Source organism: Sphingobacterium sp. UBA7855 (assembly GCA_002500745.1).
GTDB lineage: Bacteria > Bacteroidota > Bacteroidia > Sphingobacteriales > Sphingobacteriaceae > Sphingobacterium.
Genome location: DLST01000015.1, coordinates 110,559 through 136,627, shown reverse-complemented (window position 1 = coordinate 136,627; position 26,069 = coordinate 110,559). Strand labels below are relative to the sequence as shown.

Sequence of the window (26,069 nt, the reverse complement as noted above, 5' to 3'; positions counted from 1 at the left end):
AATAATACAAAATGTCAAGTTCACCTGAGCTTGTAATCTATAATTGGTAAGGTTGAATTTGTATTTGGTATATCCCAAGCGATTTTCTCGCGCATGCTAACAATACTGTGGCCACATGTAACTATTTTCATTAAATAACCCTTTTTGCATGATGTATATTCAACCGTACTCAAAATGTTTCTTTTTAAGTTGAAATACTAAATATATTAGTTTTTTATTATTATTTGCTATCTTTGTGTTGTTAACCAGTTGATAAATCAAGATGAGCAAAAGAACAAAGCGGGTAGATGATCCCTTGTGCAAATCTATCCTGGAGCAGACATTTTCGCATTTTTTACGATTTATTTTTCCGAATGCTGATGCTATTTTTGATTTGAGCAAACCCTTCGATTATCTGGACAAAGAGTTTGAGCAATTATTCCCTCCAGAAAGTAATAGCAAGGGAGTCCGTTATGTAGATAAGCTCGTAAAAGTTTTCTTAAAGGATGGTAGCGAACAGTTTGTGCTGTTTCATGTGGAGATACAGAGCAATAAGGGTAGAGGAGATCTGGCCGAACGCATGTTCCGTTATTTTTATCGGATATGGGATCGTTACAAAGTGCCAATTACAGCTATTGCGATCTTGGCAGATGACAACAAAGGTTATCGGCCGGAGGTCTTCACCCAGGAATTTATGGGAACATCATTGCGCTACGACTTTAACAGTTACAAGATCCTCCATCAGGATGAGTCATTATTAAGAGCCAATGAGAACCCATTTTCTGTCATAGTCCTAACCGCACTTATGGCCATATTAAACAAGAAAGTGACCGATGAGGGATTGAAAGAAATAAAGCATGATCTCTATGATGAAATGATGAAAAGGGACATGGATAAAGGCACTCGCCAGGGGCTATATGATTATCATTGATTTAATTTTTTTAATAGGAAATGATGCTGTAATGAGCCATGCTCATTACGGTTCCTAACTTATTATGTAAGTTTTGATAATGAGGAAGTTTTGAGTATATTTCCTCAATGATTAGTTCTCAATGGCAGAGGAGAGATCGATAAATTGCTTTTTGTATGCAATTTATCTAAGTCTGAAAACGAAATAAAAACAAAAATAGGAAGGAGCGATACTATGGGTACTCAAGAATATTTATTAGATAAGGCTGAAAAAAAGGGAATTCAGAAAGGCATTGAAAAAGGCAAGCGCGAGGAAGCTATTGCCATTGCACTGGAGTTTAAGAAAATGGGTTTACCTATTGCTGATATTGCTAAAGGCACCGGTCTTTCTATCGAAGAGATCGAAAAGCTGTAATCAAATACTTTTAAAGTTTATAGATATTTATTTGAGCCATTTCTTAAAGGGAGTGGCTTTTTCATTTTAAAGATGATCTATGCTTAAAAAAACTCCCCTTTCGTCGCTGATAAAAGGGGAGCAACTTTATAAATCTTAATTATGAAAAATCTTATCGTTAATAATAAAGCGCTCTAACTAATTAAGACGCTTCTCTAGATTTAGGTATGCTTCAAACTGGATAATTAATGTTAGCGATGTCGGCTAGAACTACAGAGTAATTAATTATTTGACAGATCGTTTTTAGTTTTATTGTTAATGCTTTTAGTTTATAAAATCGAGAGAACAATTGATATTAAAAATATCAGAAAGTAGATTTCCCTCAAGTTCGATATTTCCTATTTCGATCTCATTTGATATGAAATAGTCTTCAATTGACACATCGTAGGTATGCAGGTAATCAATTATTTCATTTAGAATGAACGTTAAATAATATCTTAAATTGGAAGCTATATGTTCGTTGTTTGTATTGGTTGCTGCGTCATGAATTATTTCGTTTCGTAGGCGGTATATTCTGGTAAAGTGTATTTCAAGGTTTACTTTATGTTTGGCGAGATATTTTGTTGCTGATAATCTCCCACCATTTTGATTAAACCACATACTCAATTTCTTGGTCCTATAGCTCAATAATGGATATTGGGTTGATAATTGTGAATCGATTTGTGCATATAGTTCAGTATTGAGGAAATTATTTAATTCATTGGTGAAGGCTGGGATCTTTTCTTTGTCTTCTGTACTCAGTTGATTTATATCTTTTAGAAGGGCAAAGCAATTTCGTTTGACATAAGCTCTAGCGTGTGCATTTATAAAATGATCTTTTATTCTATTAATCGTATTTTGACCTTCATAGTTTGAAAAAAGATATTCGAGTCCTATCCAATAGTTTATAAACTTATGTTCTACTTCAGTTGATTGGTTCCCGAGTCTTAAATATCTAACAGCAGATTTAATTTTATCTTTCGTCTCATTCGAGATTGAAGTGTTATTCAATATTACAGGCATTTTACTCGTAAACTGCTGATAATGATCCATTGCGGCTTTATACTTTCCATCTAAAATGTTGACATTGTTTTGGAATGCCCCAGCCGCAGGATTATGGTTATCGACAACTAGAACACGGTTATGAATATTTAGATACTCATCAGATAGCCCAAGATTTATTACATCTAAGTATTCGGATAGTATACTTCTAGCCCTTTTTAAGGCAGATAAATAATCTGTAGCAGTCACAATGCATTTTAGGAATTTTCTATTTGGGTGTTGGGAATTAAAGTTATTGAATTCGCCACGGCGATTAGCTGTCAGTTCTATTCCTTGAATGGTATCTTCTAATTGAAATCCTTCCGACACAATATCAGTAATCGCATCGTATACCTTAGTTGTCGTATCCATTCTGAATATAACGGTAAATTCCTTAGGTGGGTGGTTTATTTTTTGTTCAAAAAGATCAAAATGTGTGTCAAACACTTCATCCTGAGTAAGAGCATTTACAAAGATGCCGTATGCAATTTTATAAAGATAACCTTTAGAGTAACCAATAGCTATTAATTGGCTCAATAAGATATTTAATGTGACATCAATCCTCTCCAATACCTCCATTGAATTTTCATTTATAGCAATTAATTGTTTTAACCCCGCAATTATATTGGATAAATAGTGTTCATTTTCTTTTTTTAGCACATTGAGGCACGAAATTACTTTAAGATAATTGTGTTCATCTATATTTTTAAATATAGTATTTAGATATTTTTGTGATATACTTCCGAAATTTAAATAGTTGGGATCTAATGCAAGAGATTGTATACATTCATCAATTAAGGCATATTTTTTTACTTCCTTAGCTTTGATGGTGTGAAAATGTTTTATTCTCCCATTCTTGTATTCCTGCAAGCAATAGAGGAGTTCTTCCATTACCGTTAATGGATTATGGAGTCTGACTCTATAGGAGTCTATTGTTCCCATATATAGCATTTCAACAATTTTTTCAATGAAAAAGCGTTGAGTTACTGTAAGCTCACTATTTTTGTGATTGATTACTTGCATTTTAAAAAAAGTTGTATCTTTGTAATAGGTTTTATAATTTGAGATAAAGATACGTTAAGTATATCAAAGATAAAAAAGGAAGACTAGGTTATCTTGGTTCTGGATACAATTCCGCAATATAACTCTCTTCCTTAGATATTGTGAAGGGTTATCATTTAATGGTAGCCCTTTTTCTATGCCTTGCATTACACCTACAATTCTAGGATAAATAGTATAATAATTCAGACTGATCCGCTATTTCCGAAAAGGCGTGGCTTTAATTGAATTCAAGTTTTCTGTAATCTATATTGCAAATGCACTTGAAATGATTAACTTTATGGAAACCAATGTCTTATTTATGAAGTTGTCATTACTTTCTTTTTTTCTTTCTTCTTTTTAGCATGTGCTACGGCACAATTATCTACCGAAAAAATGCCGACAGACGATCCAAATGAATGGATAATGCAGCAGTTGGGTAAAGCTAAAGTGAAAAAAAGCCTTGCTTCGTATAAAAAGAATTTTTTTCAATTTGATACTGTGCGCATCATCGGATTTATCGAAGATTATAGTCCTGCATTGGAATTTACAAGTGGTATTATTTATAGCAGTAATGAGTTGACCCGTGAAGATTATCCTACCACTGTACAGATTTATCCGGATGGCCGTTTTGAAGCAAGTTATTTGGCGACAAACCCAGAGCTTGCTTATATTAGATTTAAAGATGACCGCTTTGATTTTTATATCGAACCCGGGCAAACACTAGCCTTAAGATTTAAAATGACTACAGACCAAAATGTAGAACTAATAGGTTATGAAGGTCCGCTTGCTGCTGATAATCGGCAGTTCAAAGATTTCAATTGGGGGAAGAATCCACGCGTCTTTTATCAAGGTCTGGAAAAAATGTTGAAAGAGAATACTATTTCAGCAAACAAAAAGCTGGTTGTTGCGGAATGGGATTCGGTGATTTTATAGGGCGCTTAGACCTTAATGATCCGGCTATTTTGACACAAAATGAATTTTCTACCTTTATCAACCGATTCGAGTATTCGACACTATTTAGTCGTGATGCCTTAAATGGTCGACGCCCAAAAGACTTCTATTCTGTATTGGATTCGGCAAATCGAAAAACTAACCCTACTATAGCCAATACGTTGGTCTCAGAAGTTGCAAAACTACGTACATTAAAATCTGCATTAAATGGTGCTGCCGATGCCGCCGCGATAGCAAAGACTACTGATCAGTTGCGGGCCATATTGACGAACAAGGATTTAAAGGGTGAAGCGCTCAGACTGGCAGACCGTGAATGGAAGTCCAGAAACGGCTATGTACTACCCCAAACCGATGCCGCCTCTGTTTTTAAAAAAATAACAGATAAGTATCGTGGTAAAGTCGTTGTTGTGGACTTTTGGGCACAGTGGTGCGGTCCCTGCCGATCGGGTATCGAATCAACGCAGGGGAAACGCCTAAAACTCAAAGATAATCCGAATGTGGCGTTTGTTTTTATAACAGATAGTGAAGGGACTCCAGATATGGAGTTTTATAAGGACTATATTGCTAAAAATAGCATGTTTGAATCTTATCGGGTTTCTGCCGATGAATATAGGGCATTACGCGAATTATTTAAATTTAACGGAATTCCGTGCTACGTACTCATGGATCCGGATGGCAGAATTAGAAATGATAATTTTCAAATGCATAACCTGACAACTGAACTTCCAAAAAATTATCCACAGCTGTTTACGTATCAACAGATGCAAGGAACTGAATAAGCTGAGAACTCAAAAATGATTGGATCAAGGGTTTAGTGTAAAATTGAAGAGCCCAGCCTGTTTACTAAATCAGACTGGGCTCTATTCGTTTAAATCGATTCGTTGCGCTCTTTAATAACCTGGATTTTGTGTCAGACTATTGTTGCCGGCAATGGCCTGATTGGGTACGGGAAAACGATTCAGATGGGCCGAAGTACTTGGATTATGATCCCACCATTTTTCTGTGGTGAATGCTTTCCATCGGATCAAATCGGTACGCCGGCGTCCTTCGCCTAAAAATTCAATACTCCATTCATCCAAAATACGGTACTTGTCAATATTGGCTACAGTTACGGGATTCGGATCCTGCTCTTGTGCAAAATTCCGTTTTCGGACGGTATTGAATAGTGCTGCAGCTTTTTCCTTATTTCCTAACCTGAATTCACATTCGGCAAGCATATAGTATATTTCAGACAGTCTGATAATCGGCATATCTGCACCCCAACGCAAGGTATTGTTGGCAAGATTTGGGATAGGTACCTTCACCAAACGTATACCGGTGTTTTCCTCGCCTTCGGACATCTTTGAGGGCAGCTGGTCGATGGAACTGTATTTTTTCCCAGGTCCAACTTCTGAAAAGCGGCCGACTTGGTCGACAAAGTCCAGGGGCTTATCTTTATATTCTTCACCCCCAACAATGGCCTCGCCGCTAGGGGTCTTATGGGGGCCTACGATAAACATACCTTCGTATTGGTCTGTGCCGTGGTAGACATAGGGTGCTTTGCGGAGATCGCCTTGGTCGAAAGTTTCAAAAGGTGAACCTAGCTTAAAGTCTGCTGCGTAAAGGGAGCCGTTGGGTTTCTTGGATGGAGTTAGGTGGGCGCCATTGTTGCCGCCCATATCTTGGGCAAAGAACTGCCTGGTGTTGTAATGGTAGAAATCTGCATAAAACCAATTGTACTCCAGCATCTTGAATTCTGACGGCATAGACCAAATCATCTCGGGCGACTCATTGTTTTTAAATCCATGTACGCCGTTCCATTTGGTATCCAAGCTGTAGTCGCCATAAACTTTATTGACAATATCCTGAGCCAACTTTTGGCTTTCTGCGTACATGGACTTCCCGATATAGGCCTCTGCATTGAAATAGAGCTGTGCCAGCATGGCTGCAGCGGCAGCTTTGCGGATAGCCCCCTCTTCTCTGTCGCCAGCCTTCTTTGCCGGTAGGTTCTCGATAGCGGCTTTGAGCAGCTTCTCGATATGGGCAAAGAGCTCCTGATCGCTATTGCGCGGAAGGGATTCTTGATCTAGGGATTCGAAAATAGGCATACCGCCAAAATAATCCAGCCCGCGCAGATAGAAATAGGCGATCAAGGCATCCAGTTGGGCCAGGTCTGCTGCTTTACGTTCTTCCGTAAGTGTAAATTTGCTATAGTCCAGTTTGCTCAGGTCGCTTTTCGCATCAAGCGCCAAGGCAACCCCCATCAGCGTGCCGCGCCAGCTGCCCCAGACCCAGTTGTCGTCCGCCGTCCAACGGTGGTAATGGTAGCGCTCATTCTCGCCCCCATTATACCAGTGCCGCCCTTTGGTGGTGATGGCAAAATTGTCGGCTGTGTATTCCTGCAAGCGCCAGCGGTCTTCGCCCATATACCATTTGGCATGGGTAAATGGTCTGAATAAGGCGGCTTTGATGTCTTTTTCACTTTTAAAAAAGGTGTCCGGTGTGACCGAACTATAAAATTCTTGATCCAATTTGGTGCATCCGGATAGCAGTAAGGCTACGGATAAGGTGGCTATGGAAATATATTTTTTCATGTTTGTCCTGCTAGCTTTAAAAATTTACTTGTAAACCCATCATAAAAGTCCGTGTCTTGGGATAGACATTGCGCTCTTCGAAGCCCGGTTCGAGACCATTGATATTGACTTCTGGATCTAGCCCCGTATAGTTTGTAAATACAAAGAGGTCGCGTGCGGTGGCATATATCCGCATGGACTTTAAGGGCTTGATCCAATTCTGGTTAAAGCGGTAACCGATGTTGAGTGCGTCAACCTTAAGAAAGGTGCCTTTCTCTAACCAGTAATCACTCAGCTCTTTTTCTCCCTTGATATTTTTATGTTTGTCGTAGGCTTCTTCCAAAACATTCTGACCTTTTACATTAGGTAGGCTATAGTACATGTTGATCATATTGAACACATCGTGTCCGATCCAGCTGCGCATGTAGATACTGGCATCCCAGTTTTTATAGCTGAACTGGTTGTTCCAGGAAAGCTGTAGTGTTGGAATGGCATTGCCGACAAATGACTTGTCGCCTACCGTTTTATTCCGGTCGCGCACGTCAAATGCATTACCGTCTTTATCGTATAGTTTCCAATAACCATCGTCGGTAAATCCTGCAAATTTCCAAAGGAAGAAGCGGCCAATGTCCTCGCCGGGATATAACCTCACCGCTGACCCTGGTGAGCCGGGGGCCGGGAAGTCCTTCCGGTCGGTAAAGGTCTGACTACCCCATAAGGTGTTGAGCCTGCTTTTATTATGCGAACCCACTAGGCTTGTTGTATAACTGAAATTGTCGTTGTCTACGGCTTTGAAGTTCAGTTCAAACTCGTACCCCGTATTTTGCATACTACCCACATTCATGGTTGTCCGATCGTGGATTGCTGGGGGCTGGGATACGCTGATGTCGAAAATCAGATCATCGATCTTACGTTTGTAGATATCAAAACGGCCACTTAAGCGATTGTTCAGTACAGAAAAGTCCATCCCAAGGTTGTATTCTTTTTTGACCTCCCATTTGATATCTGGATTTTGGTTGTGCATCACACCGTATGTCCTGAACCATTTACCATCCTGTAGAAACCAGGTGTCGGCACTATACATCCGTGTTGCCACTTTTGCATCGAAGCCTTCATTGCCCGTTTCGCCATAGCCTGCCCGGAGTTTTAGGTCGTTGATAAAATTAACATCTTTGAGGAAGGGCTCCTGTGATATGCGCCAGCCTGCGGAAAGTCCGGGAAAGAAGCCCCATCTGTTTTTAGGTGCAAATTTGCTCGATCCTTCGTATCGTGCTGTAGCAGTGAGGATATAGCGGTCTAGATAAGAATAATTGACACGGCCAAAGAAGGCGGCAAGTTTGACCCATGGGTTTTTCCAGGATCCAAGACCTGCCCGACCGTCTGGTAAATAGGTTCCTGTACCCATGTCGTTGTCGGCAATACCATCCACCGGGAAATTGGAGTTTTCGGCAGAAAATCCTTGTCCATTGAAATCTTGATAGCTGTAGCCTGCTACAGCGTTTAAGGAATGTTCGGCCCATCGGTTGGTGTAATTGGCGGTCCACTCAAAGATGCGGTCATTGAACCGGCTGTAATATTGCTTGGCAAATCCATCCACATTATTTTCCCGCGAAATGCGATGTTGCGCTGATCGATAATAGTTGCCATGCTCGCTGTTGTTTTTTACGCCGATGGTCGCACTGGTGGTCAGGTGTTCTGTGAGGTTCAATTTTAAGGTCGCATTGGCCAACAGGTATTTGAATTGCTTTTCATCGCTGCGCAGGCGCGCCTCAGCGACAGGATTCCAGGTGTCATATCCTCCCTCCAATACATTGTATCCGCTCACATCGTTGGCATCGTAAGGTGTTTGGGTGGGATTGAGCACCAGGGCCATATTAAAAATATCATTGTTGTTAAAGATGTCTCCGTTAGATCCAAACGCTTTCACCTGGTTGTAGCTTACATTTGTATTTAACTCCGCAAAGCCGTCGAAAAATTTGAAGGCGCTGTTGATCCGCCCACCAATTTCCTCACGTTTGGACGTGATCGCCATCCCTTTGGCGTCGCGTTTGGTAAAGGTGGTATAAACATTGGCGTTTTCGGAACCACCACTGATGTTGGCGACCTGCCGATGGCTGAATGGATTGTTATTGGTGACTTCATCATACCAGTCTGTACGGTGTCCGAGGTCTTCACCGAGGCCATATTCGACAAATTTCTCTGCCGATAATACCTGTGGACGTTTGCGGATGGTTTCGACAAAGTATTCGGACGTAAAATTCACTTGCGCCTTGCCAACCTGAGGTCTTTTGGTGGTGATCAGGATGACACCACCGGAAGCACGTGTTCCGTAGATGGCTGCAGCGGAGGCATCCCGAAGTACGTTGATGGTTTCAATATCTTCTTTCGCAACGGAATTGATGTCGCCACCGGGGACACCGTCAATAACCACCAGGGGACCCTGTGAGGCATTGACCGAATTGACCCCACGCAATTGAAGTGAGATGCCCGCATTGGGGTCTGTGCCGTTGTTGGAAAGTACACTGAGACCGGGTACTTTTCCCTGAATCGCCAAGAGCGGTGATACAGCCCCCGCAACCATGTCTTTCTGCTTGATGCTCGATACGGCGCTGGTCAACTCTTTTTTGTCCAAAGTACCGTAGCCTACAACAACAGCCTCTTCGAGCTGCTGCGTGTCTGACAGCAGTTGTACATGTACACTGGAGCTGCCATTATAGGTAATTTCTCTGGCGGTAAAGCCGATCATGCGGATGATAAGGACGGCATTTTTCTCGACATTGCTGAGTGTAAACGCGCCATTGGCGTCGGTGGAGGTACTGATGGTGCTACCCTTGACGGAGACAGTGGCACCAACAATGGGGTTGCCCTGCTCATCCTTGACACTGCCCTTGATTGTAGTTTGGGCTTCCTGAACATAGGGGGCATGGGGCAATGCGTAAGCGGCTCCAGCAGATAAACTGCTGCTGAATAGCAATAATTTAGTAGCCACTTTAAAACTGTTCATTTTAAAATTCATGTGCTAATGTTTATTAATAAGTGTATTGGTTGTTTACGCTGAAAGGGATAGTCGCAATCTTTTTAGCATGGTCAAGATGCTTTTCGGACTCCAGATAACATCGTTATGTTCAAATTCAAGATACTGCATATAATTGGTGTGATTTGAACCTTAAATGTACAGCATAGAAAGGAGAGGTATTGCCTGTTGAGACAATATGAGGATACTTTGAGACGATTTGACGCAATGAAGGGGGTATTGCCTAAAGTGCGTAATAGTTGATGGACTACTTATCTAATGCCAGCTATTGTTCAACGGGTATCGATCGTAAAACATCCTTTGTTAGAGGTTTTGGAAGATAGGAGAGCACCATGGTATTGTCTGCTGCGCGACTCTGGTCTCGTAAATCGACGGAAGAAGTTAACATATGTATGCGCAAGTTGTCCTTATTGGGAAAATCTAGCATCGCTTCCAGAAATTGCCAGCCATCCATAATCGGCATATTGATATCCAAGAAGACGAGATAGGAATTTTGCTGATTTTGTTGTATGTAATCCACCGCTTTCTTCCCATTTTCTAAAATGACCACAGTCGCATCGGGATAGACACTAGCAATGATTTTGGTATGTATAAAATTGATGACAGCGTCGTCATCTATGAGTAGTATCTGTTCCATTTTAATGATGAATAAGGTTTGTTTTAACAGTGATCTGCGCAATCACATTATCTAATTCTTGTGCGGAATCCATAATCAGATCCATAATTTCATCGGGCGATTTTCCGCCACCATCTAATTCCTTCGAAAGGTAAATTAGGCTCATGATCCGTGTTAGTGGGGCCCGGATGACGTGCGATTGCAGCCAGGCGATTTCACGGAGTGTATCGTTCTGTTTCTTAATTTGATCCATAGCCCGGCGGGAAGCTGTAATGTCTTGTATCGTGCCTTCAATTTTAACGACCTTCCCCGTTTCATCGGTCACTAATCGCACTTCCTGATGCACCCATTTCAACTTCCCCGATAAGGTAATGATTTCATGCTCAAAGCTTTTGATACTTCCAGACTCCAGATGAAATAAAGGGTCATCCTCGAGCATATACTGGTCTTTGGGCTGCAAAGTCTGCTTGATATTTTCTAAGCTGGGGATAAAGGTGCTAGGCGAACAATCATAAATTTTGTACATCTCATCACTCCATTCCGTGATATCCGAATCTATAGCTCTAAACCAATAGCCTAGCTTAGCAATTTTTTGAGCCGTCTGTAATTGTTCATAAGCTGTTTGTAACGCGTGCTCGGCAAGCTTTTGTTTGGTAATATCCTTCCCGACAGCAACAATCGTTTTGGATTCTGCTGCTACAGTAGCCGACCATTGCAGCCATTTCAATTCACCGGCGGATGTTAAAAACCTGCCCGAGAAACGCTCGGTGATATGGCCGCTGATTAATAACGATAACCCTTCCGCTAAGCGCTCTCGATCATCGGCATGGATGAGGTCAAACATTGGTGTAGCATATAGATAGGTTGTAGGATAACCCAGCAGTTGGCTGAAAGCTTTGTTGCATTTTTTGATATAACCATCAAAACCAATAACGCAAAGGGGATCTGAAGAAATATTGAAAACATTACGATATTCTTCTTCTGTTACTTTTTGTTTGACAAGTGGGCCAAGCCTTTCGCTGACATTGGTCAGTAAATTTATCTTTTCGACAAGATTCTCTGGCGCAGACGTCGAAAAACATACGATGCAGCCAAGAAATTCATCGCCATACATAATCGGTAGACCGATGCCCGTGGAAAGCCCCACCGCCCTGGCCGCTTCTGCGCGTAGAAAATCTTTATTTGCGCCGATATCGTCCCAAATAACCACCTTTTTTTCTTTCCAGACCCTACCTGCAAGCCCGTCTTCTTCCGTACAGGAAGTCAATTCCTGTGTCTGTTGGTGGAATAGCGCAAACTTACTTTGCTGCAAGGATTTTGAGACAAGGTGTAACTCGCTGTGGTCTGGAGCGACCAGCCATATTTCGCTCACACGTATTTTGGGGAGCAGTACAAGCCGCTGAAGGGCCTGATCCAACGAGGATACCAAGGAAAAAGACTTCGCAAATGTTGACGTCAGTTCGGTAAAAAGATCATTAACAATTTTCTCTTTTATTTCGGCGGTAATTTCATGGGTGGTGGCGATAATACCCTCAATCAATGGTGTATCGAGGTGGTTTGACAATTCGGTTTTAAACCAGCGCAGATCGCCGTTTGCATCGGGAAAACGATAGGCATCAATGGACACAGACTGCGACTCTGTTATTTTGCTAAGCTGCCCCATGACGTGGGGAGCATCTTCTTCATAGATGTAGTCAAAAGCATTTTTGCCCAGGAAAGCTTCGGGTTCAATGCCCAAGACGTTAATGGAGGAGGGGGCTACATATTTGTATTTGCCTTCGAGGTCGATTATAGCCACAAGATCACGTCCATTTTCGATCAATGATCGAAACCGTTTCTCGCTGAATGAAAGCTCCTTGTAGGCCTTGTCTAAGTTGCGTTCTTTCTCATAAAGCTCGGTCAGGTCGGTGGCGGTAACGATTTCGGCTTGAATGCCGTAGAAATTGATGGTGTTGCCTTTAATCTGTACATACATGATGCGACCATCACGTTTCTGATGCCGAAAAATACTTTTCTTAAATTTTTTTAGTCGGCTTTTGGTTCTTTCTACAGCTTCCTCCAATTTTGGTATATCCTCTTGCGGGCGAATATCCTTGATTGTCATCTGCTTAAACTCTTCTTCGCTATATCCGTATTGATGAATGGCTTCTTTATTTACAGCAAGAAAACGTAATGTATCTAGGTCATAGATCCACATGGGTAGCGGGACTAGGTCGAATATGGCTCGGTCAAAATCGGATCTTTCGGTAGTTACACTAAGCATATAGATACATGGGTATACGTTTTACACAGTAAAAAGTTGTGTATCTAAATATAGCAAAAAAATAGATAGGTTACATCAACCGCGGTGTACTTTCGCAATGAGTACCGTCAATACAGGTGTTTTGACGGTACTCATTGCGAAAAAATCGTATATCTGCATCGAATTTGATTTTCGGCATTACCAATCTATGGTTCGGTTGTCGTCTTCGACAACAGTCCACGATTCCTGTGGTGCTACACTTTGAACGGGCTGAGGCTGAGATGCTGCTGCGATTCCTTGCTCTAACGCGATTTCCAGTGTAAAAACTTGGGGGCTTATATAATTTTTTTTCTTTGTATTTTTCATGACATCATTATTTTTATCCGTATAATCAAGCATAGAAATTAACTACATGTAACCTTTTTTCTACCGCTACCTGCTCCGACCATGGAAGTTTTACCTTGTACGACTTGCGTTATTTTGACCGTATTGGAGGCTGGATTCCAAGGCACCGTATTAAATGAACCTGCAGTTAGTACCAAAGGATATAGCTCGCCACCGGAACTTTTACTACCATACATGCTTACTTTTCCTTCGCGGCTGATCACTACACGGATAAGTGGATTGGTGGCGGTGCCTACCATGGCGTAGATTTGCGGAATTGTACCTCCGGCTGTATTGATGCCTCCATGCAGACTACCATCTTCAAAGGCAACATTCTTGGGCGCGATGGCTATATTGGCTTCGAATTGTATTTCTTGAGTAGCCAATGGGATTCCATTTACCTCCATGTTGAACGAATTGTCCATCTCTAGAATGTCAAATACGAAACCATAATCGGCTCCTGGCGCCGTCAAAGTTTGTTCTACAATCGATCCATTTGGAACAATAGTGCCGTTCACATTTGCTCCACCCCCGGAAGCAAGGTAATTCCAATTCAGGTTGGCTCCTCCGGTGACCTCTTCCGTACAGGTTTTGAAGGTGAGGTTCAAATTGTAACGCTCTCCAGGTGCAATCCTCAATCCTGTAAACGATACATTGTTCTTCGTTTCGCCATCAATGGTTATTGATCCAAAATTGAACACCCCATTGGTTTCTACTGGATGAATCAATAGCGATGGGACACTGGATACTGTACGTAATCCTGGACCGAGTGCCGGGAATACAACATTTGAAGTAGATGTTGATCCGTTGTAGGTGATGGAACCGTCTGCTAACTGCAGATTTGCGCTCGGATGTGTGGGCCCGATGGTTGTTGTGCCAAGTTGGGTAATTGCTCCCGTCATTTCAGTGTCCATACTTAGATTTGTTGTCACCTCGCTATATTGATGCCTTAGAACCACGTCGATCGTATTATCTCCAGATTGAACCGGTAGCTGCTGTTTAAAATACATCAGGTCTGCACTGATGTCGGCTAACTTCGCTGTATTTAGATCGTCCGGTGCGGTTATTGTGGGTACTGTAGTGGTACTATTGATGGAAAATGCTACAAAAGTGTAGGTATGACCAGCATCCAACGCTATCTCCTGATCATTATCTACCTGGTTTGTATATATTTTCTCCGTCACATATTTGCCGGCATCATTATAGACAACTATTTTGTACTTCACATTTTCTCCAAGTGGTGAACGCTCTTCAGTAGCAGCGGCACGAGGCGCCGCTGATGCCCGCAGCGGACTGCCATATCGGGTTAACGGCACTGGAGACAATGTGGCTTCAATAGCACTTGATGCTGTTAAAGCTACCCGAATTGGCTTATCAGACGTCGACGTGTGGATGCTCTTGTTTGATTTTGATGTGATGGTAACTGGATTTTCTACACCCAAGAGGTGAATACTCACACTCGCTTTTCCAGCGAATGAAACACTATCCTTAGTTTCTTTACACGAAGTAATGATCATACTGGTCAATGCTGCAAATGACAGCATTCCAATACTGCAAATGGTTCTAAATTTAAATGACATTTTTACCTTCAGTTGATGTGTGCGACCCCCGTTGTTCCCTAAATTCTTGTGGAACATGGAATAGGGAAAATTTGTACAAAAAAACTACAAAGTCTATCAATTAACAATTTCCATGGGCTTATATACCTATAACTTGCTATGGATAGGATTGTGAATAGCAAAATTTAGGTATATGGTCACTGCCAAAAGAAAGAGTTCGTTTAAATGAATTACCTTTGGCGGATTTTTTATTTGAAGGAACTGTGGTAATGAACAATTCTAAGCATGCAATAATATTGGATGATCATGGGCTCTTTGCAGATGCTTTTTCGCTGCTATTGGAGCGCTATACCTTATTTGATTTTGTTAAAACTTGCAACGACGTAGCGGACTTTTTTACATTTTTGAATGCTTTTAATCGGGAAAGCATGGTTATATTTCTGGATTATTACCTCCGAGAAGGAAATGGGCTGTCGTTGTTATCGGAAATTAATAGAATCAATAAAAATGCAAAAATTGTATTTTTAACAAGTGCCATGTCGCCATTGCTTATTCAGACTTTGAAACGGTACAATCCGGCGGGTATTTTAAGTAAATCCTGTTCGGTTGGTACATTAAAACAATGTATCGAAGATGTGGCTGCGGGGAAGTTATTCGTGGATCCTCTTTTCCAAGAAATCCTCGATCAGCAAGAGGGGCAGCAGCTAAATTTTACTGCAAGGGAAATAGAATTGTTGAAACATGTCGCTAATGGCGAAACAATCGCAGCGATTGCAGAGAAAATGTTTTTGAGCCCCCACACGGTGATAGCGCATCGCAGAAATATGATGGCTAAAGCAGCGTGTCAGTCGATGACTCATCTGGTGACGCTGGCAAAAGATCATGGCCTTTTATAGCGCCAACCGTTAAAGATCATGGGCAGAAGATTGCAATTCAAAACTAAAGATAGCGCCTTTACCATCGATACTGTGGATCTGGAGTTCACTCTGACAAAGGGCTAAATAATAGATACAGAGCTTTAAGCCCAAGCCGGAACCTTCTTCATCGCTTGTTCCGTTCAGTGAAATAGGTTTCGCATCTGAATAGATTTTATCTCGTACATGTTTAGCGATGCCATGCCCCGCATCAGCAACGGAAAAAATGACACGGTCGCCTCGGGCATTTGTTTTGGCTTGAATGACTATCTTTTCCCCTGATCGACTAAACTTAATGGCATTATCTACCAAATTACGGACGATAATATTGATCACTTCGCGGTCGGAAGAGATGGCAAGTGAGGCGTCACAATCAATTGCTGCTGTAAGCTGCTTTTCGCTTAGTCTTCTTTCGTAAAGTTTGACGATATCTTCAAAGAGCGCTCTTATATTGAAATTAGCTACCGAAAGATGAACTGTATGCAAATGCTGAATAGCCCATAGCAACAGATTATCGATATGAATGGTTAAGGTATCAATTTCATCATAACAGGACGATAACAATTCTCTCGTTTGGGACTCCGAAATAAGCCCATCTTTAAATGGCTTAAGGATATATAGTAAACTATTTATTGGCGATCTGATATCGTGTGCTATAATCGAGATTAACGATTTTTTGAATTTGTTTGCTTCTTCGAGCAGGATGACCTGCTCCTCGATAAAGGCATTGGTGCTCTGGAGCATCTTGTTATTTTTCTGGGCCTGCTTAAAATTTTTTATCAGGAGGAAGCCAATGACTGACATGGATAGGATAACAACCAATGCGATGACCAGGATGGCGTTTCGGCGCGACACCTTGGCGCTGTAGACGGCCTTTATATCGCTTTGTTGTTTTTTAAATTTGAATTCTTCTTCCTTTCGTACCAATTCTTCTTTGTTTTCGTTGCTGTACAACGAATCGGATGCAGCTTTGTAGATTTTATAAAATGCCAGCGATTGGCCGAAATCCTTGTTTCTTTCATAAAACTCGCTTAGCCTTTTTGATGAACTCTGCAAATAATATAATTGTCCATGCGATTGCGCTAAGCTTTGGCAGGCTTTGGCATAGCTGACGGCAGTTGCTGTATCACCGATTTGGAAATAGGTTTCGGAAAGATTATCCAATAAACGCAAGTATTCTGTCTTCTCTCCTGTAGATTCCAGGGTTTGTTTCGCTTTTAAGAAGTGTATAAGCGCATTTTTTAAATCTTTCATTTCGAGAAAAAGCGCCCCCAGAGATTGTTGTGCATTCCCTATTGCCTTACGATTTTTTTGCGTTTCAGCGAGTTTCAGGGATTGAAGATAATTGGCTTTTGCTCGTTCAAAATCTCCTTTATTGAGGAAAATATGGCCGATATTGCCGAGTATAAATGACGATTTTGAGGTGTCGCCCATCTGCTCATATTGCTGCTGACTACGGGTATAATAGGAAATTGCACTATCCATCATAAGTTGATAATGATAGACCATCCCGATATTGTGCGTTGCGTGGGCTTTGACTTTGGGCAAATTATAGTTGTCAGCTCCGTCCAATGCTTTATTTAATTCTGCTAATGCATCTTTGTGTTTTCCGAGGGCAATATAGGGCATAGCTAAATTGCTATATATTTTAACCGCACGCTCCATATTTCCAGTTTCCAAAGCGATTTCTAAGGATTTATTGTACTGCTGAATAGCCTCATTATAGTTGCCTGTTTCATAGTAACCTCTACCGAGATTGCGAAGAGCATCAATTTTTCCTGCTGTGTAGCCTACACTATCGCAAGTAGCTACTATACGTTTGCTCATTGTAATCATTGAATCGGGAATACTTGACCATAAGCTGTTTGCTCGCGCATTGAGGCTATCAATCGTGGTGGTGTCGATCTTAGAATTACTGTTGGCCGCTTCCGTACCAGAATTGGAGCAAGATACCGTAGTAATTAGGAAAAACAACATCAACAGTGTGACGACTATTCCAAACCTCGACTTTTCATTCGATAAATATTGCATTGCCCGCAAAGATAACAAGATGCCTGCTCATGTGCCGGCATTAAATCGTAAAAAAAAATGCTGCATAGTGATAATGTTAAACCGCTTCTGAATTTTTGTTGGGTAATTCTATTGTAATCATCATGTTGTATATTGGTGGAGCGGTTCCCAATAAAAAAGAGCTGCCCAATCTATTTGGACAGCTCCTGATCTGTATGTGATTACCGCGTTCGTGCGGAAATTAATGGCAGGCTACGGGCTTGGGGTAATCGGCTTGTGCCATTCCTTTGACCAGTTCACCACACTTGCGCATCGACGCTGCGTACGGATTTTCTATCGCCTTGTCGTAACTCAGCCAATAGCCTTTTTCCATAGGGCAATACTGCAGGTACATCGCCTCATCGGTACATTTCATCGTCTCCATAATGGTAAATAGGGATTGTGTGACTGCAGAAAACGACGCTTTCATAGCCTTTAGGTCTTGTGCGGCTTTGAGGCTGGCAGCATCGGCCTTCATGGTTTGACTTACTTTTTTCAGACGCATCATGTCGTCGAGCTGCAATCCTTTCAGTCGAAAGTTCTGCACTTCTTTTTCCAGCTGAACGGCATGTGCTTTGCCGCTGGCAAAGTTTTCATTCTGGATGTCCTTTTTTACTTCCATGTAGCTTTTAAATAGTCGGTCACGTTGTGCCTGTGCGACATCTTGTCCGTGGCTTGCTTGACAGGAAATCATGAGAAGACTGATCAAGCAGGTTATGTAAATTCCTTTTAGTTTATTTTTCATGCTCTTATTTTCTTTTAAATGGATAATGATCGCTCGAGTAAGCTCGGTTTAATCTTTATTTATTTGGTTTTGAATGCGTTTTATTTCGAGCAACATCAGTTCCAGGTGCTGTTTATTTAGTGGATCTGTCTGTTTTGCGGCAAGTTGATTAATTTCGGGCACTAAGGCGCTCAGGTAATTCCGCACATAGAGCTGAACATCACTGCGCTGTGCCTGTGAAATGATATCGGATCCCTGTCCAACTTTGGGATTGATGATCTGATTGGCTTTTTCCAGAAAAAAGCGTTGTTGTGCACGTTTAAAGACGGCAACCCGGGGATCGCCAGCGGGTAAGGTCCAGATCGCTCCACCCATATCGTTTAAATATTCGTTGAGGCCATAGGGATTTGTACTGTTGAAGGACTTCATGTACACATTGTAGAGCATGCCTGGACTCATCAACATGTTCAGCATCTGTTCGTGCTGCTCGACGATTTCTTTGTTGGCATCTTTGCCGATCAAATCCTGGATGTCCTGCGGATATAACCATAGGGGTGGGGTGAATACATGGTCATTCACATACTGCACGGCTGCTTTGACTTTTTCTCTCGGAACTGCTGCATAAACGGCTCCCTCCTGGCTACGTACTTTCTTGGTTATGTGCTGACTACCGATGTTTTTGAGGACATGGTAAAGATAACGGTCAAACTGTGCGCGCACCGATTTGTGCATATCCTTGAGGTTGCTGTAATCATCGCCGGGTTCATTCGTCCATTCGACCAAATTGGAAACCACTCTTTTTAGGTTTTTGATTCCATAGTTGCTTGCCAATACGGCATCATCGCCAAGGTCTTCTCGTTGTGACCGTGGGTCTTCATCGTTCCCTTCGCCGCCAAACCAAAGCTTGGGGTTGGTTCTAAGACTGTCTGTTACTTGTTTGCTGAGGTAGAGTTGCTCGTCTTCACCGCTCGTAAATTGGGGTAGATATTGGTACCCCCATTGGATGGCCCATTTATCGTAGCTGCCGATGCGTGGATAGATGCCGGCCAGGCCTACACCGTCTTCGGGCTGCGCCACATAATTGAAGCGTGCATAATCCATAATGGATACGGTATGCCCATTTTTTTCTACCCACTTTTTGTCGCGCAATTTTTCTACTGGCGTTTGGCTGCTTGCTCCCATATTGTGACGGAGGCCCAAACTGTGCCCTACTTCGTGCGACGATACAAAGCGGATCAGTTGCCCCATCACTTCGTCGTCTAGCTGCATTTTTTGTGCAGCTTTGTTCAATGGGCCCACTTGCACCATAAACCATTGCTGAACGAGTTTCATGACATTATGATACCAGCCTACATGGGCTTCGATAATCTCGCCACTTCTGGGATCGGATATGCGTGGCCCATAGGCATTCGCCTTTTCGGAGGCAAAGTACCGGATCACAGAGAACCGTGCGTCTTCGAGGCTCATGGTGGTATCTTGCTCGGGCCATTCTTTGCCGACAATGGCGTTTTTGAAGCCGGCTTGCTCGAATGCCTTATTCCAATCATTGATGCCGGCAATGAGGTAGGGGCGCCATTTTTTTGGGGTCGCCGGATCGATGTAATAAACGATCTGCTGTTGAGGCTCGACCAATTCGCCTTTTAAGTAGCGTTTTAGATCTTTCGCTTGGGGCTCGAGACGGTAGCGCTGTATAAAATTAAAGGCTTTGGACCGTTGGTCTTTATCGGTAAAGAGGACATACTTGTTGGCAAAATACCCTACGCGGTCATCGTAAATCCGTTTTTTCATCGGTACTTTTGGCAACAGCACCATCGATGTGTTGGTAGTAAAGGTCAATGAACCTGTTAACATGGCTGCTGGCGTACCTGATGTGGAGCTGTAGGTTTTGGTGGTCTTTACTTCCAGATTGATGGGGAATACCTTCATATCTGTAATGAAAGAACGGTCGTCTGCCAGGGAGGATAGCTTATTTTCGCTTTTTATCTTGCTGTCGAAGGAAAGGGCGGCGTTGTCTTTTCGAAATAGATCGGTCACCTCTACCAAATAACTGTTGCTGCCTGCCTGTAGTCCTTTGATATCTAAGATAGCAAGGATAGGATCTTCCTGCGACTGGATCAATGCGGTACGGATGGCATCGTTTTCTGGCGCATCCTGCCTGTAAATCGCTGCCCGCAGCTGTATACGGTCGCCCTGGCCTTTTTCGAAGTAAAGTGTCTGCTCATTCAGCTTTTCGCCGCCATACATCGGAAATCCCTGTGGTGCCGACACCAGGCGGGTTACGGTAAGGAAATAGCGGTTGAGCAAACTATCGGGTATTTCCAGGTACCACTTCTTTTCGGATTCGATAACATTAAAAACGCCTGAGCGGGATATTCTTTTTTTATTTAAAATTTTACTGTAGGCCTCATAGAGGTCATTTTTTGTTTTCAGGGTATCTGTTTTGGCCGCTGTCTTCGTATCGGTCTTACTAGCCGTTTTATCGGCTTTCTTTTCCAAGGGTTGCTGCGCTTGGACTATACCGCCAGACAAAAGCAGGGCGAGGGTACTTAAGATAATTTTGTTTTTCATGTGTTTGTTATAGCATCTATTAAAACGGTACGGCTTCGTCTGTATTTAACCGTAAGTTTGGGTTTAACTTCATGGCGTCCAATGGAAACGGAATGATGTACATTCTGGAGTTTGGCGCCAGTGTATAGGTCTTTTGCTCGACCGTCTTATTGACAATCGGGAAGACACGGACGAGTGTTTTGGCATATTCTTTTTCGAGATTTAAGCGTTTCAGATCAAAGAAACGGTGGTATCCGATCGGCAGCTCGCGGCGGCGCTCGTTAATAACCAGATCCATCGCTTCCTTGCGTGTCGTCGGAACGGCCAGAATGGCCTTGTCGCCTTCAATGCGGGTTTTGCGTAGGCTATTCAATAGGCTGATGGCTTTGGCATATTGATCTTGACGGGCATAACATTCGGCCAGCATCAGGTAAATTTCCGGTGTTTTTAGTCCAACGGTGGGGAAGAAAAATGCGGTATACTTGACGTTGTAGTAACTTGCTCCGGCGCCGATATCCAGAAAGCTGGCATTGGTCTTGGTGTAGAATAAACTAAAACGCTTGTCTTCTTTATCGAACATGCTCGTCAGTTCGGGACTTAACATGTAGCTGTACCCAAAGTTCATTTCGGTGTAGCCATTGATATACATGTAGCTCAATACTTCGGGATTATTTTCGGCGATGATCGGTGTCTTGCTTGGTCCGCCCAATTTTTCATATTGTACCAGATCAATGAGCTGTCCATTCAGCTGCATGGCTTTTTCGGCTGCCGCCTGTGCTTCGGCAATCTCCCTTTTGAAAAGGTGCACCTTGGCTTTCAATGCATAAGCAAAGGCCAGCGATGGGTGATAGGGATTGTTGGGTTTCTCTTGCAGATGGGGTATGGCGTCGTCAATATCTTTTTGAATAAAATCGTATACCTGCTGTACCGTCGACTTGACTGGTTTGGCCTCCAGGTCGTATTTATCCATGATGCAGACACCACCGTCCTGCGCTGCCGTGCTGGCATCATAGGCCTTGGCGTAGACATTGATGAGGTGGAAATAATCGAAAGCTCGAAACATCTTGGCCTCGGCTTTAGCCAGGGTCTTCAATTGGCTATCGCCCGGGCTTTCATCCACCAGGGAAATAATCATGTTCCACTGTGCAATGTATTTGTAGCACTGGTTGTAAAAGCTCGATGAGTTGAGTTGACTGACCCTGTCTTCCTTTTCCTGAAACAAAAAGTTGATGGTATTGATGTTGGGCGTCAAACCGATAACATTGGATTCTTTGAGGTATTGGTCATCGACCAGGTACTGAAAATTATTGACGGGGTAGCCTCTATTGGGGTAGGCCACCAAGTCGTAATAGTCTTGTGTGGTACGCACCAATTGGGAGCCTTTTGGTGTAATGTCGAGGTATTTATCGCAGGCGGAAAAGACTACTAGAGTCGCACATGCCGCCATTATAGTTTTTAAAGTCATCGTAGATTTGGGTTAAAAAGTGATTGAAAGTCCCATCAGGAATGATTTGGCCAGGGGCAAAGTGCGTGTACCACTATTGAGTGAATAGGATTCTGGATCGATATCATTGCCGGCGGCGCTCCATGTCCATAAATTATTGACCTGCGCCGTTAACCTGACGTTTTGCATGCCGGCTTTATGGGCCAATTGTTTTGGCAGTTGATAACCGACCGCGATGTTTCGCAGTTTCACATAATCTGCCGCAACAATCTGCTGATCGCTATAGCGCCATAGATTTGATAAGGTGCTCGCGCCAGTCCGTAGGTTGTCTGGATAATCGACCATCAATCGGGGATAATCGTTGGTGGCTCCTGCTGCCCAGCGGTTCACCAGACCTGCGTTAGTCAGTTTATCGCTTGCGAAGTCGATGGCATCTTTGCGCAATTTATGTCCACCGGAGAAGACAAACATGGCCGAAAGATCAAATGCTTTATAGCGCAGACGCTGATTGATGGATCCTGTATATTTTGGAAACAGTGTCCCTAAGTTGACCAATGCATCGGGTGAATTGATACCGTTGATCTTTGTAGGGGTGCCATTATCATCAAAAACCACATTGGATTCGCCGTTTTGATCCAGAAAGTAGGGGTAACCATTCACCATGCCGGCGTAGCGATAGGCCATGATGGAATTGTAGCTGCTGCCTTCAAAAAAGTAATTGCTAGGCGAGCCAACATAGGACTGCGCGGTAGCGGTCAATCCATTCACTTTCTCGACCTTATTTTTGTTGAAGGAGAATACCAGTTGGGTGCTTGCTGTCAGATCTTTCTTTTTGAGCCACACGCCATTGATGTTAAACTCGATTCCTCTGTTGCGTAAGGCCCCATTGTTGATAACGCGTGAATTGGCTCCGACGGTTGGGTCGAGTACTGCGCTGATCAGCAAATCGGAGCTGTAGCGATTATAGGCATCGATAGTGGCGGACAGGCGGTTGTCTAACATTGAAATATCTACACCGAAGTTGGTGGTTGCTGTTTTCTCCCAGCGCAGCATGGGATTGGGCAACGATTTTTGCTCGAGATACTGCAGGTAGGGGAAAAGCTTATCGGATTTCCAGGTGGCGGTACCATAGCTGGAACTTTCTTGATCCACATTGCCGGTAATACCGTACGTGGCGCGCAGCTTGAGCGAGTTTAACCATTCGCTGTTTTTCATAAAGTCTTCGTTGCTGACATTCCATCCTGCTCCGACAGACCATAACGGGCGGTATTTAAACTTGGGGTCTACGCCAAAAAGATCGGCCTGATCAACACGGATACTTCCGGTTAGGTTGTATCTGTTGTTATAGGTATAGCCGGCATTGGCATATAGCGAAGTGAATCGGTGCAAAGTTTCTTTTTGCGCACCGCCATTCAAGTCACCTAAGCGGACATTGCCTCCATAGATATAACTCGTTACCCCTGTTTTACTTAATGTGGCCCAGTCGATGGTGGTCGATGTCAAGGTTACGGGATTGTAGCCCACAAGCAATTGTTGGATAGGACGCGGTGTATGCGACTGACGCATCTCGAAGCCGGCGAGGGCGGTTAGCTGATGCTGGCCATATTGGCCAAAGGTGTTGTCATAGTTAAATTGATTGCGGAACGTATAGTTGTACCGTTTGGATTCGAATTGATAGTAACGGCCTCCTGCTGGCAGGTTCTTGGTGTATACGCCTGTCGCTGCATTGTAGCTGACCATTGCATTTGATGCGACACGCATCATGTAGCTGTCTTCGTCGTAGAAGCTTTCACGGGAAGTTTGCCCCAGTTCATAGGAAAACTGTGTTTGAAAAGAGAGTCCTTTGTAAATGGTGGCCCGCAACGCTGTAAATGCGCGAAGATTTAAATTCTTTCTGCTCTCGATGCCTTCGCCCAAGGCTTCAAGCACATTAAAGGCGGTACTTTTTAGATTTGGGTTTGCGGCAATCTGTTCTGCTGTCTCGCCGTTAATGGCCGATCCGGGTCCGACGGAACTTGAAAGGTCAACGTAAGGTGCATACACGAGGTTGCCATTTTCATCTTTGATGCGTGTATAGCGAGGCTGTAAAAATACATTATTGTAATCGCCTTCGGTTTCTTTATTGACACCGTAGGTGCCGTTCAGTCCGACTGTCGCATTTAACCATTTGGTGACGTTGAAGCTGGATTTCAAATACAGGTTGAATTTCTCATTCTTCTCGTGCTGCACTAGCCCCTTTCCTTTATCGTAGTTGAACGAAACAAAGGTGTTGCTTTTGGACGAATTCTGTGAGATGCTGGCGTTATACCGTTGGCGTGATTCATTCTGCCAGACGTTGTCTGTAAACTCTTTAATATAATCGTTGTTGCGCCAGGTATTGATCGTCGCATCGCGTTCTTGCGTGCTAATGGCCCCGGTAGATTCTTTTCGGAATAGATCGTATAACGGTGAATAATATTTTAGACTTCCACTACCCAACCTTCCGTAGTAATTGAACAAAGACTCGGTATTCGCATAGCGCGATCTTTCTTTGTTGTAGACATCGATTTCATAGTCGATCAGATCGGATGTGCTGGCGTAATGCATCTTGGCGATATCCGGTTTTTGCGTGATGAACTGATCGACATTGAAGTTGACGGAAACTCCTTGGCCTTTTCCTCTTTTAGTGGTAACGACAATAACGCCATTGGCTGCCCGGGCGCCATAGATGGATGCTGCTGTTGCGTCTTTCAGTACGGTAACGGACTCGACGTCATAGGGGTTGATGTCGCTCAGGGTAAGCTCGGTGGGTAAGTCGTCCACGACGATAAGTGGATTGGTGGTGACCTGATTGGAATAGGTGCCGATTCCGCGAAGTACGGGACTGTCTGCAGCGGAGCGCGTAGGGTTTTTGATATAGGTCAGTCCAGCTACCTGGCCTTCGAGCGCAGAAACTAAGTCGACGTTGATCTGTTTGTTTAACTGATCATTGGTGACTGTGGTATATGCTCCAGGGCTACGCTCTTTGCTGATGCGCTGATATCCTGTAATCATAATTTCGTTGAGCATAGACTCTTTTGCGCTCAGCATGACCCGTACCGGCCGCGCAATTTGATCTGGACTGAATCGCATCACTTTTTCTTGAAAAGAGACGTGGCTGAAAGACAATTGGATGTCTGCAGGGTTGGCAACACTCAATTCAAAATCGCCATCTCCGGAACTCATCGTCTGGCTATTGTCCTGTAGGTTGTGGATTGAAACGCCGGGGATGGTATTGCCCAGGCTATCAATAACCTTTCCGCGCACGGGCTGACTATTGGTGGATGCCACTTTCCGATAAAGGATGATGCGCTTGTTTTCCAGACGGTAACTGAAGGGCTGATCCTTAAACAAAATGGACAATGCGTCCGCAACGCTCGAGCGTTTGAGGTTGACACTGATCGGGCGGGCCGATTTTAACAGATTCCCATCGAAAACAAATTCGTAGCCGTAGCGATCCGATAGGCTTGTGATCACTTCTTTGACATCGGCATTTTTAAAATTTAACTGAACCTGTTGAGCTTGTAGTTCGTAAGGATCAATCATGCTCATCAAAGCAATTCCAGCGACCACACTCAAGTATTTCCGCAAAAATACCGGTCGCTTTGGGGTTAGGTAGGACATGGTAGATG

The 26,069-nt window shown here is 43.2% G+C and carries 17 protein-coding genes; 5 read left to right on the top strand and 12 right to left on the bottom strand.

Annotated features, from left to right (window positions below; all coding sequences use genetic code 11):
- Positions 1–262 precede the first annotated feature (262 nt).
- Entirely contained in the window at positions 263–910 is a 648-nt protein-coding gene (locus B2107_RS13055; protein ID WP_293956099.1) for a hypothetical protein, read from the top strand.
- A gap of 213 nt (positions 911–1,123) precedes the next feature.
- Positions 1,124–1,303, top strand: coding sequence for a hypothetical protein (locus B2107_RS13050; protein ID WP_281047738.1), 180 nt, complete (start codon positions 1,124–1,126; stop codon positions 1,301–1,303).
- Positions 1,304–1,606: 303 nt separating this feature from the next.
- On the opposite strand, the gene B2107_RS13045 is transcribed toward B2107_RS13050, so the two are convergent.
- Positions 1,607–3,385, bottom strand: a complete 1,779-nt coding sequence (locus tag B2107_RS13045) for a hypothetical protein (RefSeq protein ID WP_293956098.1) — start codon at positions 3,383–3,385, stop codon at positions 1,607–1,609.
- A 411-nt stretch (positions 3,386–3,796) separates the two neighbouring features.
- Here B2107_RS13045 and B2107_RS13040 point away from each other — a divergent pair, with 411 nt between their 5' ends.
- Together B2107_RS13040 and B2107_RS13035 are read left to right on the top strand one after the other, a co-directional pair.
- Positions 3,797–4,336, top strand: a complete 540-nt coding sequence (locus B2107_RS13040) for a hypothetical protein (RefSeq protein ID WP_293956097.1) — start codon at positions 3,797–3,799, stop codon at positions 4,334–4,336.
- Positions 4,315–5,133, top strand: coding sequence for a TlpA family protein disulfide reductase (locus B2107_RS13035; protein ID WP_293956096.1), 819 nt, complete (start codon positions 4,315–4,317; stop codon positions 5,131–5,133). The genes B2107_RS13040 and B2107_RS13035 overlap by 22 nt, the downstream gene beginning before the upstream one ends.
- 111 nt (positions 5,134–5,244) lie before the next feature.
- On the opposite strand, the gene B2107_RS13030 is transcribed toward B2107_RS13035, so the two are convergent.
- The 6 genes from B2107_RS13030 to B2107_RS13005 form a co-directional block, all read right to left on the bottom strand.
- Positions 5,245–6,927: a RagB/SusD family nutrient uptake outer membrane protein gene (locus tag B2107_RS13030; RefSeq protein ID WP_293956095.1), complete on the bottom strand. Its 1,683-nt coding sequence runs from the start codon at positions 6,925–6,927 to the stop codon at positions 5,245–5,247.
- Between the two features lie 16 nt (positions 6,928–6,943).
- The gene (locus B2107_RS13025) at positions 6,944–9,922 is read right to left on the bottom strand and encodes a SusC/RagA family TonB-linked outer membrane protein (protein ID WP_293956094.1); all 2,979 of its coding nucleotides are present in this window, start codon (positions 9,920–9,922) and stop codon (positions 6,944–6,946) included.
- Positions 9,923–10,205: 283 nt separating this feature from the next.
- A complete protein-coding gene (locus B2107_RS13020) occupies positions 10,206–10,577 on the bottom strand; it encodes a response regulator (RefSeq protein WP_293956093.1) in 372 nt (123 codons plus the stop codon).
- Between the two features lies 1 nt (position 10,578).
- Entirely contained in the window at positions 10,579–12,819 is a 2,241-nt protein-coding gene (locus B2107_RS13015; protein WP_293956092.1) for a PAS domain S-box protein, read from the bottom strand.
- Positions 12,820–12,996: 177 nt separating this feature from the next.
- Positions 12,997–13,164, bottom strand: a complete 168-nt coding sequence (locus tag B2107_RS13010) for a hypothetical protein (protein ID WP_293956091.1) — start codon at positions 13,162–13,164, stop codon at positions 12,997–12,999.
- A 38-nt stretch (positions 13,165–13,202) separates the two neighbouring features.
- The gene (locus B2107_RS13005; RefSeq protein ID WP_293956090.1) at positions 13,203–14,762 is read right to left on the bottom strand and encodes a fimbrillin family protein; all 1,560 of its coding nucleotides are present in this window, start codon (positions 14,760–14,762) and stop codon (positions 13,203–13,205) included.
- A gap of 215 nt (positions 14,763–14,977) precedes the next feature.
- Here B2107_RS13005 and B2107_RS13000 point away from each other — a divergent pair, with 215 nt between their 5' ends.
- Positions 14,978–15,637 (top strand): response regulator transcription factor, encoded by a 660-nt coding sequence (locus B2107_RS13000; protein ID WP_293956089.1) that lies wholly within the window; start codon positions 14,978–14,980, stop codon positions 15,635–15,637.
- Between the two features lie 9 nt (positions 15,638–15,646).
- Here the strand turns inward: B2107_RS13000 and B2107_RS12995 are convergent, their stop codons facing one another.
- The 5 genes from B2107_RS12995 to B2107_RS12975 all read right to left on the bottom strand — a co-directional run bounded on the left by B2107_RS12995 (position 15,647) and on the right by B2107_RS12975 (position 26,061).
- Positions 15,647–17,686: a tetratricopeptide repeat-containing sensor histidine kinase gene (locus tag B2107_RS12995; RefSeq protein ID WP_293956088.1), complete on the bottom strand. Its 2,040-nt coding sequence runs from the start codon at positions 17,684–17,686 to the stop codon at positions 15,647–15,649.
- Between the two features lie 220 nt (positions 17,687–17,906).
- Positions 17,907–18,449 (bottom strand): DUF3347 domain-containing protein, encoded by a 543-nt coding sequence (locus B2107_RS12990; protein WP_293956087.1) that lies wholly within the window; start codon positions 18,447–18,449, stop codon positions 17,907–17,909.
- Between the two features lie 48 nt (positions 18,450–18,497).
- A complete protein-coding gene (locus B2107_RS12985; RefSeq protein WP_293956086.1) occupies positions 18,498–20,996 on the bottom strand; it encodes a zinc-dependent metalloprotease in 2,499 nt (832 codons plus the stop codon).
- 19 nt (positions 20,997–21,015) lie between these two features.
- Positions 21,016–22,440, bottom strand: a complete 1,425-nt coding sequence (locus B2107_RS12980; protein ID WP_293956085.1) for a RagB/SusD family nutrient uptake outer membrane protein — start codon at positions 22,438–22,440, stop codon at positions 21,016–21,018.
- 12 nt (positions 22,441–22,452) lie between these two features.
- The gene (locus B2107_RS12975; RefSeq protein WP_293956084.1) at positions 22,453–26,061 is read right to left on the bottom strand and encodes a SusC/RagA family TonB-linked outer membrane protein; all 3,609 of its coding nucleotides are present in this window, start codon (positions 26,059–26,061) and stop codon (positions 22,453–22,455) included.
- Positions 26,062–26,069 lie beyond the last annotated feature (8 nt).